This window comes from Aeromonas sp. S12(2024) (genome assembly GCF_041402305.1).
Lineage (GTDB): Bacteria > Pseudomonadota > Gammaproteobacteria > Enterobacterales > Aeromonadaceae > Aeromonas > Aeromonas veronii.
Genome location: NZ_JBGLRB010000035.1, coordinates 1 through 14436, shown reverse-complemented (window position 1 = coordinate 14436; position 14436 = coordinate 1). Strand labels below are relative to the sequence as shown.

The 14436-nt window shown below is 59.9% G+C and carries 12 protein-coding genes; 7 read left to right on the top strand and 5 right to left on the bottom strand.

All coding sequences use genetic code 11. From position 1 onward, the window contains the following. The first annotated feature begins 605 nt into the window (after nucleotides 1-605). Nucleotides 606-3473, top strand: a complete 2868-nt coding sequence (gene rapA / locus ACB035_RS20395) for an RNA polymerase-associated protein RapA (protein WP_371168025.1) — start codon at nucleotides 606-608, stop codon at nucleotides 3471-3473. Nucleotides 3474-3588: 115 nt separating this feature from the next. Continuing rightward, nucleotides 3589-4245, top strand: coding sequence for a bifunctional tRNA pseudouridine(32) synthase/23S rRNA pseudouridine(746) synthase RluA (gene rluA, locus ACB035_RS20390; RefSeq protein ID WP_371168024.1), 657 nt, complete (start codon nucleotides 3589-3591; stop codon nucleotides 4243-4245). A gap of 59 nt (nucleotides 4246-4304) precedes the next feature. Here rluA and ACB035_RS20385 read toward each other — a convergent pair whose 3' ends face one another. The 5 genes from ACB035_RS20385 to treR all read right to left on the bottom strand — a co-directional run bounded on the left by ACB035_RS20385 (nucleotide 4305) and on the right by treR (nucleotide 9515). Then, nucleotides 4305-4493, bottom strand: a complete 189-nt coding sequence (locus ACB035_RS20385) for a hypothetical protein (RefSeq protein ID WP_005336040.1) — start codon at nucleotides 4491-4493, stop codon at nucleotides 4305-4307. A gap of 120 nt (nucleotides 4494-4613) precedes the next feature. Next, nucleotides 4614-5213: a sugar O-acetyltransferase gene (locus tag ACB035_RS20380; RefSeq protein ID WP_371168023.1), complete on the bottom strand. Its 600-nt coding sequence runs from the start codon at nucleotides 5211-5213 to the stop codon at nucleotides 4614-4616. A 3-nt stretch (nucleotides 5214-5216) separates the two neighbouring features. Beyond that, entirely contained in the window at nucleotides 5217-6878 is a 1662-nt protein-coding gene (treC, locus tag ACB035_RS20375; RefSeq protein ID WP_371168022.1) for an alpha,alpha-phosphotrehalase, read from the bottom strand. A gap of 66 nt (nucleotides 6879-6944) precedes the next feature. Beyond that, nucleotides 6945-8375 carry a PTS trehalose transporter subunit IIBC gene (gene treB / locus ACB035_RS20370; protein WP_005348758.1) on the bottom strand — a complete coding sequence of 477 codons (1431 nt, stop codon included), beginning with the start codon at nucleotides 8373-8375 and terminating at the stop codon, nucleotides 6945-6947. 192 nt (nucleotides 8376-8567) lie between these two features. Next, the gene (gene treR, locus ACB035_RS20365) at nucleotides 8568-9515 is read right to left on the bottom strand and encodes a trehalose operon repressor TreR (RefSeq protein WP_371168021.1); all 948 of its coding nucleotides are present in this window, start codon (nucleotides 9513-9515) and stop codon (nucleotides 8568-8570) included. Nucleotides 9516-9652: 137 nt separating this feature from the next. Between treR and ACB035_RS20360 the strand changes: the two genes are divergently transcribed. The 5 genes from ACB035_RS20360 (at nucleotide 9653) to ACB035_RS20340 (ending at nucleotide 14269) form a co-directional block, all read left to right on the top strand. Continuing rightward, on the top strand, nucleotides 9653-10603 hold the full coding sequence (locus ACB035_RS20360) for an AEC family transporter (protein WP_371168026.1): 951 nt from the start codon (nucleotides 9653-9655) through the stop codon (nucleotides 10601-10603). Nucleotides 10604-10665: 62 nt separating this feature from the next. Next, nucleotides 10666-10860 (top strand): heavy-metal-associated domain-containing protein, encoded by a 195-nt coding sequence (locus tag ACB035_RS20355; protein ID WP_041210890.1) that lies wholly within the window; start codon nucleotides 10666-10668, stop codon nucleotides 10858-10860. Between the two features lie 130 nt (nucleotides 10861-10990). Next, nucleotides 10991-12049, top strand: a complete 1059-nt coding sequence (ansB, locus tag ACB035_RS20350) for an L-asparaginase 2 (RefSeq protein WP_005348754.1) — start codon at nucleotides 10991-10993, stop codon at nucleotides 12047-12049. A 243-nt stretch (nucleotides 12050-12292) separates the two neighbouring features. Next, nucleotides 12293-13585 carry a hemolysin family protein gene (locus ACB035_RS20345; protein ID WP_371168020.1) on the top strand — a complete coding sequence of 431 codons (1293 nt, stop codon included), beginning with the start codon at nucleotides 12293-12295 and terminating at the stop codon, nucleotides 13583-13585. An 18-nt stretch (nucleotides 13586-13603) separates the two neighbouring features. Next, nucleotides 13604-14269 (top strand): DedA family protein, encoded by a 666-nt coding sequence (locus tag ACB035_RS20340; protein WP_005343012.1) that lies wholly within the window; start codon nucleotides 13604-13606, stop codon nucleotides 14267-14269. The last annotated feature ends 167 nt before the right edge of the window (nucleotides 14270-14436 follow it).

Below are 14436 nucleotides of genomic sequence, written 5' to 3'. Positions count from 1 at the left end.
GTTCAATCTGAGCCATGATCAAACTCTTCAATTTAAGTTTGGTTGCTTCGAAAAGCGGCTCAATGAATTGCTGAATTAACTGCTGCAACTTTCGTTGCTTTGGTCACTTCATCAGACATTGAAAATCAAAAATTGTTTTTGATGCTCGATGCTGTGAGTGCCCACACAGATTGCTTGATTCAAATTGTTAAAGAGCGACGCAACAGTTCGTTGCTGCGGGAGTGGAATTCTACTCAACCGCTTTCTCGAGTCAAGCCTTATTTTCAGAGGCTTTTCGAGGTTATCGACGAGGTTGTTTGCGTTGCCGCTTGCCCTGTCGATGGAGGCGCATTATAGGGATCTGGATCACGCTTGCAAGGGTGTTTTCGAATTAAATTCTCATTTTTGGTTCAACCGTTCACTAATCACCCAAAAAGCGCATTTATCCTGCAATAACACACCCGTTTGGCGAGCTCGCTATCCTCTAGATGGCGTGGCGATGGTAGCAGATCAAGGTTGTGGCGATTTGGTCTCTCTACATCTATATGCATGGTGATCGAGGTCACGCCTTCGGGTAACATAGCGCCCCTTTGCGATTCACACACTCTTGGGCTTTGGAGAGTTTAATGCCTTTTGCACTTGGCCAGCGTTGGATTAGTGATACAGAGACGGATCTGGGGTTGGGGACTGTCGTTGCTGTTGAAGGACGCATGGTTACCCTGTTGTTTCCGGCTACCGGTGAAAACCGCATGTATGCCAAAGAAGAGGCGCCGGTCACCCGGGTCAGCTTCAATGTGGGCGATCAGATCACCAGTCACGAAGACTGGACCATGACGGTCGACGAAGTGCAGGAGAAAGACGGCCTGCTTATATATGTAGGTGTGCGCACCGACAATAATGAGCCCGTTGCCCTCAAAGAAGTGTTTCTCAACAACTTTATCAAGTTCAACAAGCCGCAGGATCGCCTGTTCGCCGGTCAGATCGATCGGATGTCCCGCTTCACCCTGCGCTACGAAGCGTTGATCAACCAGCACCAACGTCGTCGCAACCCGACTCGTGGTCTGGCCGGTGGCCGGGTCAGCCTGATCCCGCACCAGCTCTACATTGCCCACGAGGTGGGTCACCGCTACGCTCCGCGTGTACTGCTGGCCGATGAGGTGGGTCTGGGCAAGACCATCGAAGCGGGCATGATCATTCATCAGCAACTGCTCTCCGGCCGTGCCCATCGCGTACTCATTCTGCTGCCCGAAACTTTGCAGCACCAATGGCTGGTCGAAATGCTGCGCCGCTTCAACCTGCACTTCTCCCTGTTTGACGAGGAGCGCTGTATCGAGGCGTTTGCCGATGCGGAGAACCCCTTCGAGACCGAACAGCTGGTGATCTGCAGCCTCGACTTCCTGCGCAAGAAGCGTCGTCGCTTCGAGCAGGTGCTGGAAGCCGAGTGGGATCTGCTGGTTGTCGACGAAGCCCACCATCTGGAGTGGAGTGAAGAGGCGCCGAGCCGTGCCTATGAAATGGTGGAAGCGCTGGCCGAACAGGTGCCGGGCGTGCTGCTGCTGACTGCGACACCGGATCAGCTGGGCCACCAGAGCCACTTTGCCCGTCTGCGCCTGCTCGATCCCGAACGTTTCTACGACTACGAGGCTTTCCTCGCCGAGGAGCAGGCCTATGGTCAGGTCGCCAGCGCAGCGCAAGAGCTGCTGGATGGCGAGACCCTGAGCGATGAAACCAGACAGATCCTCGCCAGCCAGCTGGAAGGGCTGGACTTGAGCGATGCTGAGGCCCGCCAGCAGGCAGTCGCCAAGCTGCTGGACCAGCACGGCACCGGCCGGGTGCTGTTCCGTAACAGCCGCGCCAATATTCAGGGCTTCCCCGAGCGTCACCTCAACGTCTACCCTATGCCGCTGCCGGAGCAGTACAAGACTGCCATCAAGGTGATGGGCATGATGGGTGGTAACGGTGGCGATCTGCAGACCCGTGCCCTGCGCTACCTCTATCCCGAGAAGATCTTCCAGCAGTTCGAAGGCGACAACGCCACCTGGACCCAGTTCGACCCGCGCGTAGAATGGTTGCTGGAGCTGCTGCTCTCAGCCCGCCAGCAGAAGGTGCTGGTGATCTGCTCCGAAGCGGCGACCGCTATCGCGCTGGAAGAGGCGCTGCGTACCCGTGAAGGGATCCGTGGTGCCGTGTTCCACGAAGGGATGTCGATCCTCGAGCGGGACAAGGCCTCCGCCTATTTCGCCCAGCAAGAGGGTGGCGCCCAAGTGCTGCTCTGCTCCGAGATCGGTTCAGAAGGACGCAACTTCCAGTTTGCCAGTCATCTGGTGCTGTTCGATCTGCCGCTCAATCCGGATCTGCTGGAACAACGTATCGGCCGACTGGATCGTATCGGTCAGCAGAATACCGTCGAGATCCACGTTCCCTATCTGGAAGGGACTGCCCAGCGCGCCCTGCAGCTCTGGTATCACGATGGTCTGGACGCGTTCGAGCAGACCTGCCCGACTGCCCGCCCGGTATTCGAAGCGGTACGTGACGAGCTGTTCGAGCTGCTGGCCGCCAACACCAGCGATCAGGCAGCCCTCGACGCCCTGCTGGTCAAGACCCGCGAACTGCACGAGCCGCTCAAGGCACGACTGGAGCAGGGCCGCGATCGCCTGCTGGAGATCCACTCCAGCGGTGGTGCCGCCGCCCAGCAGCTGGTCGACAAGCTGGCCGCCGAAGATGACGACACCGCCATGATCTCCTTCGCTCTCAAGATGTTCGACGAGATCGGCGTCAATCAGGATGACCGTGGCGAGAACGCGCTGGTGCTGACCCCCGGGGATCACATGCTGGTCTCCAGCTTCCCGGGCCTGCCGCAAGACGGCATGACCATCACCTTCGATCGCAATACCGCCCTGTCGCGGGATGACATGGCGCTGCTCTCCTGGGATCACCCCATGATGCGCGGCGGTATCGACCTGATCCTGGGCTCCGAGATCGGTGCCACCTCGGTCGCACTGCTCAAGAACAAGGCGCTGCCCATCGGCTCCATCCTGCTTGAGCTGATCTTCGTTGCCGAATCTGCGGCCCATCCCCAGCTCTACCGCTTCATGCCGCCGACGCCAATCCGTCTGCTGATGGACAAGAACGGCCAGAATCTGGGTGAGAAAGTGGCGTTCGATGCCTTCAACCGCCAGCTGACTCCGGTCAATCGCCACCTCGGCAGCAAGCTCGTGACTGCATCCCAGCCGGTGATCCACGGTCTGATTGGCAAGGGGCAAGCCATTGCCGAAGAGCTGAAAGCCGGGATTGTCGACAAGGCCCGCGCCCAGATGGCGCAGATCCTGCAGCAGGATCTGGATCGTCTGGAAGCGCTCAAGGCAGTCAACCCGAACGTGCGCGACAGCGAACTGGATTATCTGCGCAATCTGCAGGCAGAATTGCACCACCTGATCGATCAGACCCAACTCAAGCTGGATGCCATCCGCTTTATCGTGATCACCCATAACTGACAAGGTACCGACCGACAGCGGCCAGACCCAGCTCAAACTGGATACCCAAGGCCGCTTTGTCGTGGTTACCCATAACTGATGGGGGCTTGCCCCCACCTTCTGATGCGAGACATTTATGTTTGAATACTCACCGCCTCTGGAACCCTGGCTCGATATCCTGTTCAAGGACAAGGACATCATGGTGGTCAACAAGCCCACTGGCCTGCTAAGCGTCCCCGGGCGCGGCCCCGAGAATGAAGACAGCGTCCTGCATCGGGTGAAACAGCAGCACCCCAAGGCGGCGGCAGCTCATCGCCTCGACATGTCCACCACTGGCGTCATTGTCATTCCCCTCAATCCCAACTCTCATCGGGAGCTGAGCCGACAATTTCGCGAGCGGGAGACCGAGAAGCACTACCTCGCCTGGGTGTGGGGTGAGCCGGGGGCAGAGTCGGGTCAGGTTGACCTGCCGCTCTGCGTCGACTGGCCCAACCGCCCGAAACAGAAGGTGGATCACGAGGAGGGGCGTCACGCCCTGACCCTGTGGGAAAAACTGAAAGTGGAGAACGGCAACAGCCTGATCAAGCTGACCCCCATCACAGGTCGCTCGCACCAGCTGCGCGTCCATATGCTGGAGCTGGGGCACCCGATCCTGGGTGACAACCTCTACGCCCATCCGGATGCGCTGGCGGCTGCGCCCCATCTCTACCTGCATGCGGCCATGTTGACCATCAGTCACCCCCGTAGCGGCGAGCGGATGACCTTCGAGGCGCCGGCACCTTTCCCGGTCTGACCCCAAAATCGCAGAGATAAAAAAGCCCCCATCGCAAGATGGGGGCTTTTTCATTAGGGTCAGACGCGAATATCGATCTTGCTTCCCAGAGAAGCGCTGGCCGATGTCGGTGCAACCGGCGCTGATTGCGCTGCGTTTTGCAGCAGCTTCAGCGCAGCTTCGCCCTCTTGGGTCTGCTGTTTCTTGGCCAGGCTGGCCGTCATCAGAGCAGAACCAAACGACGCATTTGCAGAACTTGATATATCCATAGGGTTCCTCCTGCACTCAACAGTATCGGCCAAGCGGCCCCGAACATAAGCACTGAATGCAAAACAATCTGAAAGTCGCTTTTCTATCAATCAGATAGCAATAGCATTCATGGTCCCTGTTCACCGCTGGATGACGCCTTCAAGCTCCTGTGCCGTCATCGCCCGAAGCACCTTGCAGGGGTTGCCAGCCGCCACCACATTGGCGGGCACGTCTTTGGTCACCACCGAGCCTGCACCGATGACGCTGTTGTCACCGATAGTGACGCCGGGGCAGATGACGACGCTGCCGCCGATCCAGACGTTGTGACCGATCCGTACCGGCTTGCCGAACTCGACACCCTGGATACGTGGCGCCACCGCCACCGGATGAGCGGCGGTGTAGATCTGCACCCCGGGCGCCAGCAGCACATTGTCGCCGATGTGCACCTCACAGACGTCGAGGATGGTGCAATTGACGTTGGCGTAGAAGTTCTCGCCGACGAAGATGTTGGCACCATAGTCGCAGAAGAATGGTGGATTGATGGCGCACTCCTGGCCGCGGCTACCAAGCAGCTCGTGCAGCAAAGCATCCCGCGCCGGTTTCTCCTGCCAGCTGGTGTTGAAGGTGTGATAAAGCCTTCGGCAGCGCTCACGTGCCGCTTTGAGCTCGGGATCCCCCGCATCATAAGGCTCCCCCGCCACCATCTTCTGCCACTCGGTACCGAGCACCACCTTCTCCATTACCTACTCCATCAGCCAGATCAGGGATTCATAAGGGCGCAGCATACCCGATTGCGGTTGGGCCGGGCTATCGGGGTAGTTGCCGAGCAGCAGCCGACCTTGAGCGCTTTGCAGCTCGGCAGGCAAGGCAAACTCCACCGGCTCGCCGTAGAAGTTGCTCACCACCAGCAGGGTCTGACCGTTGGCACGGCGGGCATAGGCCCAGATCTGCGGGTGCCCGGCCAGTAGCTCCTGATAATCCCCCACAGTGAAGATGGGGTGCGCCTTGCGAATGGCGATGAGATCCCGATAGTGCCAGAACACCGAGTGCTGGTCGGCCAGCGCCGCCTCGGCGTTGATCTCGGGATAGTTGGCGGCAGGCTTGAGCCAGGGCGTCCCGCTGGTGAAACCTGCATTGGCCGCTGCGCTCCACTGCATCGGCGTGCGCGAGTTGTCGCGGGACTTGGCGCCGAGAATGGCGAGGATCTCGGCCTCGCTCATCCCTTCCGCCTGCTTGATGGCGAAGATGTTGCGGCTCTCCACATCCTGATAGTCATCGATGCGCTGATAGCCGGGGTTGGTCATGCCGATCTCCTCCCCCTGATAGATGTAGGGGGTGCCCTGCAAACCGTGCAGCGTGCTGGCCAGCATCTTGGCGGCTACAACTCTATGCTCGCCCTCATCGCCGAAACGGGAGACGATGCGCGGTTGGTCGTGATTGCACCAGAACAGCGCCGACCATCCCTTGCCGTGCATACCGCTCTGCCAGTGGTTGAAGATGCGCTTGAGTTCGAGGAAATCGAACGGCGCCTTGGTCCACTTGTCGCCGTTGGGGTAATCCACCTTCAAATGGTGGAAGTTGAACACCATGGAGAGCTCTGAGCCGTCCAGCGCGCCGTAGCGCTGGCAGTGTTCCAGCGAAGTGGAGGACATCTCCCCCACCGTCATGGCGCCCACCGGGGCAAAGACGTCGCGGCTCACATCCTGCAGGAATTCGTGGATGCGCGGCCCGTCGGTGTAGAAGCGGCGGCCATCGCCAATCTCGTCGTCCGGGAACGCCTGATCCTTGGAGATAAGGTTGATGACATCGAGGCGGAACCCGTCCACCCCCTTCTTGGCCCAGAAGTGGATGATCTTTTTCACCTCGGCGCGCACTGTGGGATTTTCCCAGTTGAGATCCGCCTGCTCGCGGGCAAACAGGTGCAGGTAATACTGACCGGTGGCTGCATCCAGCTCCCATGCACTGCCACCAAACTTGGATTGCCAGTTGTTGGGTACGCCGCCGTCCACCGGATCGCGCCAGATGTAGTAGTCGCGGTAAGGGCTGTTTTTATCCCCCAGCGCCGACTTGAACCAGGCGTGCTCGGTGGAGGTGTGGTTGACCACGATATCCATCACGATGCGGATATCGCGCGCGTGGGCGGCGGCCAGCAGCGCCTCGAAATCTGCCATGGTGCCGTAGGCGGGGTCGATGGCAAGGTAGTCGGCGATGTCGTAGCCGTTGTCCACCTGCGGGGATACGTAGACAGGGGTCAGCCAGAGGGCATCGACGCCCAAGGTCTTGAGATAGTCGAGGCGGGCCATGATCCCCTTGAGGTCACCGGTGCCACGGGCAGCGGAATCCTGAAAGCTCTTGGGGTAAATCTGGTAAATCACGGCACTCTGCCACCAGGGTGTTTGGCTCATGGGTCTTTCTCTTGTCTCGAATATGAAATGGAGAGGGCGACCCGCGGGTCGCCCTGATAATCATTGTCAGGCGCTGGCTTGGGTCAACTTGCCAGCGGCTTGCTGGCGCTTGTAGACCAGCAGGGTCAGCACCACCGGCACCACGATGGCGACCAGCATGGCGATGGCAAATACCGCCCAGTATTGCGGCTGGATGGAAAGGATGCCCGGCAGGCCGCCGACCCCGATGCCGTTGGCCATCACCCCGGCAAAGCCACAGATGAGGGCCGCTAGGCTGGAGCCCACCATGGCGCACAGCATGGGGAACTTGTACTTGAGGTTGATACCGTACATCGCCGGTTCGGTCACCCCGAGGTAGGCGGAGATGGCGGCAGGTACCGAGATCTCCCGTTCGTTCTCCTTGCGGCTAATCAAAATGATGCCGACGACCGCAGACGCCTGAGCGATGTTGGAGAGGGCGATCAGCGGCCAAATCGGGGTGCCACCCATGCTCTGCATCAGTTGCAGATCCACCGCGTTGGTAGTGTGGTGGATACCGGTGATGACCAGCGGTGCGTAGAGGAAACCAAACAGGGCTGCGCCGATGGGAGCAAAGGAGCCGGTCATGGCGGCCTTGGCCGCGAAACCGACGCCATCACCAATCCAGCGACCGAACGGGCCGATAAAGGCGTGAGCCACGATCACTGCCAACAGCAGCGAGACAAACGGCACAATCACCAGATAGAGATAGGCCGGAATGATCCGCTTGAGGTTGGTCTCCACCCAGGCGAGGAACACACCCGCCAGCAGCGCCGGAATGACCTGGGCCTGATAACCCACCTTCTGGATCACGAACAGGCCGAAGTCCCACACCTCGGGAGTCTGCTGACCAATGCCGTAGGCGTTCATCAACTGCGGTGACACCAGCGTCACCCCCAGCACGATACCCAAGATCTCGGAGCCACCCATCTTCTTCACTGCAGACCAGCAAACACCGACCGGCAGGAAGTGGAAAATCGCCTCGCCCAGCAGCCAGAGGAAGGCGTGTACCTGCGCCCAGAACTGGCTGATCTCGGTGAGGGTGTGAGTACCATCGTCGAACATCTTGATGTCGCCGATGACGTTGCGAAAGCCCAGGATCAGACCGCCGGTGATGATGGCGGGCAGCAGCGGCACGAAGATCTCCGCCAGATGGGAGATGCCTCGCTCCAGCGGATTCATGTTCTGGCGAGCCGCCTGCTTGGCGGTCTCCTTGCTGCCACCGCTGACGCCGAGCTGTTCGGTCAGCGCCTTGTACCACTGCTCTACCTCGTTGCCGATCACCACCTGGAACTGACCGCCCTGGGTGAAGCTTCCCTTCACCGCCGGGATGGTTTCGATGGCCTTGCTGTCGGCCTTGGCCGGATCGTTCAGAACGAAGCGCAACCGGGTCAGGCAGTGGCTGACGGTGGCGATGTTCTCCTTGCCGCCGATCTTGTCGATCAGGGTGGCAAGCTGCTGTGCGTTGATCTTGGACATGGGTCTTCCCTCTGTGACGCCATTGAATAGTGGTCTGTATCGCCCTTTTGAGCCAGTCTGTCGGCCGGAGCGTTTTTGGTATCGTTCCCATTTAGCATGCCGACAATCTGGCCAGATCGAAATGGGAACGTTCCCAATTCGTGGCCAGCATCACAAAAAGCGCACTTTTTGTTCAGTCTGAAGTGATGGGGCTCACAGGGTTCGGCAGGGGGCGATAGTCACCAGCGGAGGCTGATCCTGCTCAATCTGGCCGAGCAGCTGACGCGCCGCCTGATCCCCCGCCCCTTTGTAACCAAGATCGAGACTGAGGGCGTTGGGGAAGAGGAAGCTGAGCATGGGGTTGTTGCCAAGGCCGGTCACCAGCACCTCGCTACGCCCTTGTTCTTGCAGGTATTTTGCCGCACCAATGGCGAGGGTGTCGCTGGCGCAGACCAGCGCCTGGGTGGAGGGGGTAAGCAGCTCGGCCGCCAGCCGGTAGCCGCTCTGCAGGCTGAGATCGCCGAGGGCGCTGCGCGGGCGCAACCCCTGCTCTGCGCAGTAAGCGAGATAGGCGTCTAGGCGGCGCTGGCCTGTGGTGAGATCCGAGGCATCCACCCCCAGATAGGCGATATCGCGGGCGCCACGGCTTGCCAGCTGCGCCAGCATGGTGCGCACCGCACCGGCGTCGTCGAAGCAGACCGAGGAGAAACCGGGGTATTCACGGGCGACCAGCACCAGCTTCTCTTGCAGCGGCGCCATGGCGGCATAGTCCAAGTCATTGAAGGCGAACAGGATAATGCCATCCACCCCGCGCCGCTCCAGCACCGCCAGATGCTCCTGTACCTTGGCGGGGGAGAACTTGCTCTCCATCAGCACGGCATCGTAGCCACGCAGGTAGAGGGTCTCCAGCATGCCGCGCACCGCCTGATTCTCCGAGCTGGAGTCGAGCCGCGAGACGATGATCCCCACCACCTGCTGGCTCTGGCTGCGCATGGCCCGCGCCGATTTGCTCGGCACGAAGCCGTGTTCGGCGATGATCTGCTCCACCCGCTCGCGGGTCTCCTGCTTCACCTTGGGATCCTGATTAAGCACCCGGGAGACGGTCGACTTGCCGACGCCACTCAGTCTGGCGATATCGAGGATGGTCAGTTTCTTGTCCATGAATTGGCTCACAGGAGGCTAGGCGGTGGAATTGCCCACATTGTTGTGATTAACCCCTGTGAATACAAGCCCATGGCGTTAGAATGCCCTTTTTGCCCCGCCGTCAGGGTGTGTGGGCACAGCACAGGATGCCCATCATGGATCTGCTGGCCAGTCTGCTCTTCTCCCTCTCCATCACAGGCCCCATCTGCGTGGTGCTGCTGCTCGGCATCTTGCTCAAGCGGTTGGGGCTGCTGCCGGATCCCTTTACCGAATCCGCCTCGCGACTGGTGTTTCAGGTCACCCTGCCCGCTCTGCTCTTTCTCAGTATTCTGGGTACCAACTTCGCCACCATGCCGAGCCTCTGGTTTATCGGCTATGGCCTGCTCGCTACCGTTATCAGCTATCTGGTGCTGGAACTGCTGGCCGGGCGTTTTATCGGGGAGCAGCGGCTGCACGGCATCTTCGTGCAGGGGAGCTTTCGCGGCAACAGCGCCATTATCGGGCTCGCCTATGTGCAGAACGCCTACGGCCACGAAGGGTTGGGGGCGGCAGCCTTCTATGTCGGTGCGGTGACCGTGCTCTACAACATTCTCGCGGTGATCACCCTCACCCGCAGTCTCGGCGGCGCCACAGGCATTCGCCCCATCCTGCTCGGCATCATCAAAAACCCCCTGATCATCGCCATTGTGGCGGCGCTGCCGTTTACCCTGCTCGGTATCAAGATGCCGCAACTGCTGCTCACCACCGGCAGCTACTTCGCCAACATGACGTTGCCGCTGGCGCTGCTCTGCACCGGCGCCTCCCTCAGCCTGGATGCTCTGCGTGGTGGTGCAGCCATTGCCGGGTGGGCCAGCATCATGCGGCTCTGTCTCATTCCAGCAGCTTTTACCCTGGGGGCGGCTCTGCTCGGTTTCAGCCATCTGGAGCTGGGTATTCTGTTCCTCATCAGCGCTACCCCGACTGCCGCCGCCAGCTATGTGATGACCCGTGCCATGGGGGGCGACAGCGTGCTGGCCGCAAACATCATCGCCACCACCACCCTCGGTTCGCTGGTCACTACCAGCCTCGGGGCGACTCTGATGAACTACCTAGGGTTGATGTACTGACGGCTTGACCTTGCCGGAGGCGGCAGCTTTAGGCTGGCGCCCATCAACAGAGGAGATATTCCATGACCATCGAACTCACCGTGTCCGGCATGTCCTGTGGTGGCTGCGCCGCCAGTCTGCAAAAAGCCCTGCTGGCCCAGCCTGCAGTCACTACCGCGACCGTCGATTTCGCCAACAGCAAGGCCGTCATCGAGAGCGAGCTGAGCAAGGCCGAGCTGATCGCCCTGATCGAAGCCAAGGGTTTCTCTGCGAGTTAAATTATCTCCATAGAGGTATAAAACAGGTTAAAAATCTGTACTCACCTGTCTTTTGGTGAGTTTTATCACAGACCCAGGTTATTAAACGGGCAAACTTGCTGCGATTATTCCAACCATAAGGATTTGCAGCATGACCCTACCGATCCGCAAGACCCTGCTCGCCGCCGTCGTCGGCCTGACCCTCTCCCCCATGGCGATGGCCCTGCCCAACGTCCATATTCTGGCAACCGGCGGCACCATTGCCGGGGCAGGCCAGTCGGCTACCCAGTCCAACTACGAGGCTGGCAAGGTGGCCATCGAAACCCTGATCGCCGCGGTGCCCGAGATGAAAAACGTGGCCGATGTGCAGGGAGAGCAGGTGGTGAAGATCGGCTCCCAGGACATGAACGACGAGGTGTGGCTCAAGCTGGCCAAGCGGGTCAACGAGCTGCTGGCCAAGGATGACGTGGATGGCATCGTCATCACCCACGGCACCGACACCATGGAAGAGACCGCCTACTTCCTCAATCTGACCGTCAAGAGCGACAAGCCGGTGGTGCTGGTCGGCGCCATGCGCCCCTCCACCGCCATGAGTGCCGATGGCCCGCTCAACCTCTACAACGCCGTAGTGACCGCCTCCGACCCCGCCTCCAAGGGCCGTGGCGTGATGGTGGCGATGAACGACACAGTGCTGGATGCCCGCGACGTCACCAAGACCAACACCACCGGGGTGCAAACCTTCGCCTCCCCCAACTTTGGCCCGTTGGGTTACATCCACAACGGCAAGATCGACTATCAGCGCAGCCCGGCCCGTCTGCACACCAGCAAGACGCCGTTTGACGTGAGCAAGCTCGACAAGCTGCCGCAAGTTGGCATCGTCTACAGCTACGCCAACGCCACCGACTTGCCGGCCAAGGCGATGGTGGATGCCAAGTTCGACGGCATCGTCAGCGCCGGGGTGGGCAACGGCAACCTCTACCACACCCTGTTCGACACCCTGGCCAAGGCGAGCAAGGATGGCATCCGCGTCGTGCGCTCCGCCCGCGTGCCAACCGGCGCCACCACCCTGGATGCCGAGATCGATGATGCCAAGTACGGCTTCGTGGCCTCCGGCACTCTCAACCCGCAGAAAGCGCGGGTGCTGCTGATGCTCTCCCTGACCCAGAGCAAGGATCCGGCCCAGATCCAGCGCTGGTTCCAGCAGTTCTGATAAGGCGTTTCTGAACTGAGATGAGCAAGGGCGGGACTTCCCGCCCTTTTCCATCCTGACATGCCATCTCGCCCATTACGCCGTTTGGCGGGGCCATCCCTCCCTTTTCCGGCCATCTTTTTCAGCCATCGCAAAGCGCTGTCATCAAATTAGCGAGCCGGATCACCCGCTTTCACAAGCGCATCGCCGCCAAATTCATTACACTGCCAGCGATCTTATCCACTCAAGGAGTGCTGTTGCTGTATGGAAATATTGATCCTGCTGGGATTGATTTTGCTTAATGGCGTCTTCGCCATGTCAGAAATCGCCATCGTCACCGCACGCAAGGCTCGCCTCGGCAAGCTTGCCTCTGAAGGCAACCGCTCCGCCGCCATTGCCCTCAAACTGGGCGAAGACCCAACCCATTTTCTCTCTGCCGTCCAGATAGGCATCACCAGCATCGGCCTGCTCAACGGTATTTATGGCGAATCGCTACTGGCCCAGCCCTTCTCCCTCTGGTTGCAGGAGTGGGGACTCCCCGCCAAGAGCAGTGGCCTGATCGCCACCATCATTGTGGTGGTGGTGGTGACTTACCTCTCCATCGTGGTGGGGGAGCTGGTGCCCAAGCGGCTCGGCCAGCTCAATGCCGAGCGCGTCGCCTGTCTGGTCGCGCGCCCCATGCACTGGCTCGCCACCCTGACCCGCCCCTTCGTCTGGCTGCTGTCGGCCTCCACCAATGCCAGCCTGCGGCTGCTGCGGGTCAACCAGAACGGCAGCGCCAACGTTACCGAGGAGGAGATCCACGCCATGCTGGTGGAGGGCTCTGAAGCCGGGGTGATCGAGGATCATGAACACACCATGCTGCGCAACGTCTTCCGTCTCGACGAGCGCAGCCTCTCCTCCCTGATGGTGCCGCGCAGCGATATCCGCTATCTGGATCTGGCGCTGCCGCTGGAGACCAACCTGCAGCGACTGGTGGAGTATCGCCACAGCTATTTTCCGGTCTGCGACGGCAACCTGTCAGAATTGGTGGGTATCATCAATGTCAGCAAGGTGCTGCACGCCTATATCAAGGGGGAGCCCATCGATCTGGCTACCCTGACCCAGGAGGGCAGCCTGCTGCCCGAGACCCTCAACGGCGTCGAGCTGCTCAACCACTTCCGCACCCACAGCGAACAGATGGCGCTGGTGGTTGACGAATATGGCGAGCTGCAGGGGCTGGTCACCCAGCAGGATCTGCTGGAGGCGCTGGCGGGGGATTTCCAGCAGGAGGATGGCGAGGACAACTGGGCCTTCCGGCGCGCCGACGGCAGCTGGCTGCTCGATGGCCTGATCCCGCTGCCCGAGTTGAAGGACTGTCTGGAGCTGGTTCGTCTGCCAGAAGAAGAAAAACATCACTATCACACCCTCGGAGGGCTTATCATGCTGCTCCTTGGTCGTGTTCCACAAACCGGAGACCTGGTGACACTGGAACAGTGGCAACTGGAAATTGTTGACATGGATGGCCTGCGCATCGACAAGGTGCTCGCCATGCCCTTGACCGATCAACCCAGCTAACCTGCGGAGTTTGCAAGTATGGAGCAGTTTTACCAACTGGCTCACGCCTTTATGAATCACGATCTGAACACACTTTCCGATCCCAAGATGGCCTTCATGATCTGTGGTGTGATTCTGACGTTTCTGGTACTGGAAAACGGATTCATCCCTACCGCCTTTCTGCCCGGTGACAGCCTGCTGATCCTCACCGGCGTACTCATCTATCAGGATGTGTTGTCTCTCGGGGTGATCCCGCTGTTGATCATGGCTACCTTTGTCGGCACCTGGCTCGGTTACATGCAGGGGCGTTTTCTCGGCCACACCCAGCTCTACCATCGGCTGATGTCCCACGTGGAAGAGCGACACCAACAGAAGGTCTACCACCTGCTGGACAAGTACGGGATCATCACCCTGATCACCGCGCGCTATATCGCCTTCGTGCGCACCGCCTACCCCTATATAGTCGGTGCCACCGAGCTGCCCCAGGGGCGCTTTCTCATCGTCAATCTGATCAGCTCCATCATGTGGATCTGCCCGCTGGTCGGGTTTGGCTACTACCTGAGCCACACCAAGCTGGCAGCCGAATACCAGACCCAGTTCTTCAACATCATCATCTATCTGCCGGTGGCCCTGCTGGTGGGTGGCATGGTGGCACTGGTCTGGCGCTGGATCAGCAAACGCAGGGCCGCGCAGCCGCGGGATTGACCCCTCGCCCAACGCCCGACCCGAAAGCCCTCGCCAGAGGGCTTTTTTGATCGCCATGTCCCGTCCTGAATATGGTTTACACCTTTCCCCCCAATAAATGGAGAACCCGATGGGACAAGGTGTGAAACGGACACAGCGCGATTACTCGCTGACTTTTAAACTGTCAC

Bases quoted from the DNA above. Each gene is read 5' to 3' on its own strand.
- rapA (WP_371168025.1), top strand. From the start codon at position 606: ATGCCTTTTGCACTTGGCCAGCGTTGGATTAGTGATACAGAGACGGAT.
- rluA (WP_371168024.1), top strand. From the start codon at position 3,589: ATGTTTGAATACTCACCGCCTCTGGAACCCTGGCTCGATATCCTGTTC.
- ACB035_RS20385 (WP_005336040.1), bottom strand. From the start codon at position 4,493: ATGGATATATCAAGTTCTGCAAATGCGTCGTTTGGTTCTGCTCTGATG.
- ACB035_RS20380 (WP_371168023.1), bottom strand. From the start codon at position 5,213: ATGGAGAAGGTGGTGCTCGGTACCGAGTGGCAGAAGATGGTGGCGGGG.
- treC (WP_371168022.1), bottom strand. From the start codon at position 6,878: ATGAGCCAAACACCCTGGTGGCAGAGTGCCGTGATTTACCAGATTTAC.
- treB (WP_005348758.1), bottom strand. From the start codon at position 8,375: ATGTCCAAGATCAACGCACAGCAGCTTGCCACCCTGATCGACAAGATC.
- treR (WP_371168021.1), bottom strand. From the start codon at position 9,515: ATGGACAAGAAACTGACCATCCTCGATATCGCCAGACTGAGTGGCGTC.
- ACB035_RS20360 (WP_371168026.1), top strand. From the start codon at position 9,653: ATGGATCTGCTGGCCAGTCTGCTCTTCTCCCTCTCCATCACAGGCCCC.
- ACB035_RS20355 (WP_041210890.1), top strand. From the start codon at position 10,666: ATGACCATCGAACTCACCGTGTCCGGCATGTCCTGTGGTGGCTGCGCC.
- ansB (WP_005348754.1), top strand. From the start codon at position 10,991: ATGACCCTACCGATCCGCAAGACCCTGCTCGCCGCCGTCGTCGGCCTG.
- ACB035_RS20345 (WP_371168020.1), top strand. From the start codon at position 12,293: ATGGAAATATTGATCCTGCTGGGATTGATTTTGCTTAATGGCGTCTTC.
- ACB035_RS20340 (WP_005343012.1), top strand. From the start codon at position 13,604: ATGGAGCAGTTTTACCAACTGGCTCACGCCTTTATGAATCACGATCTG.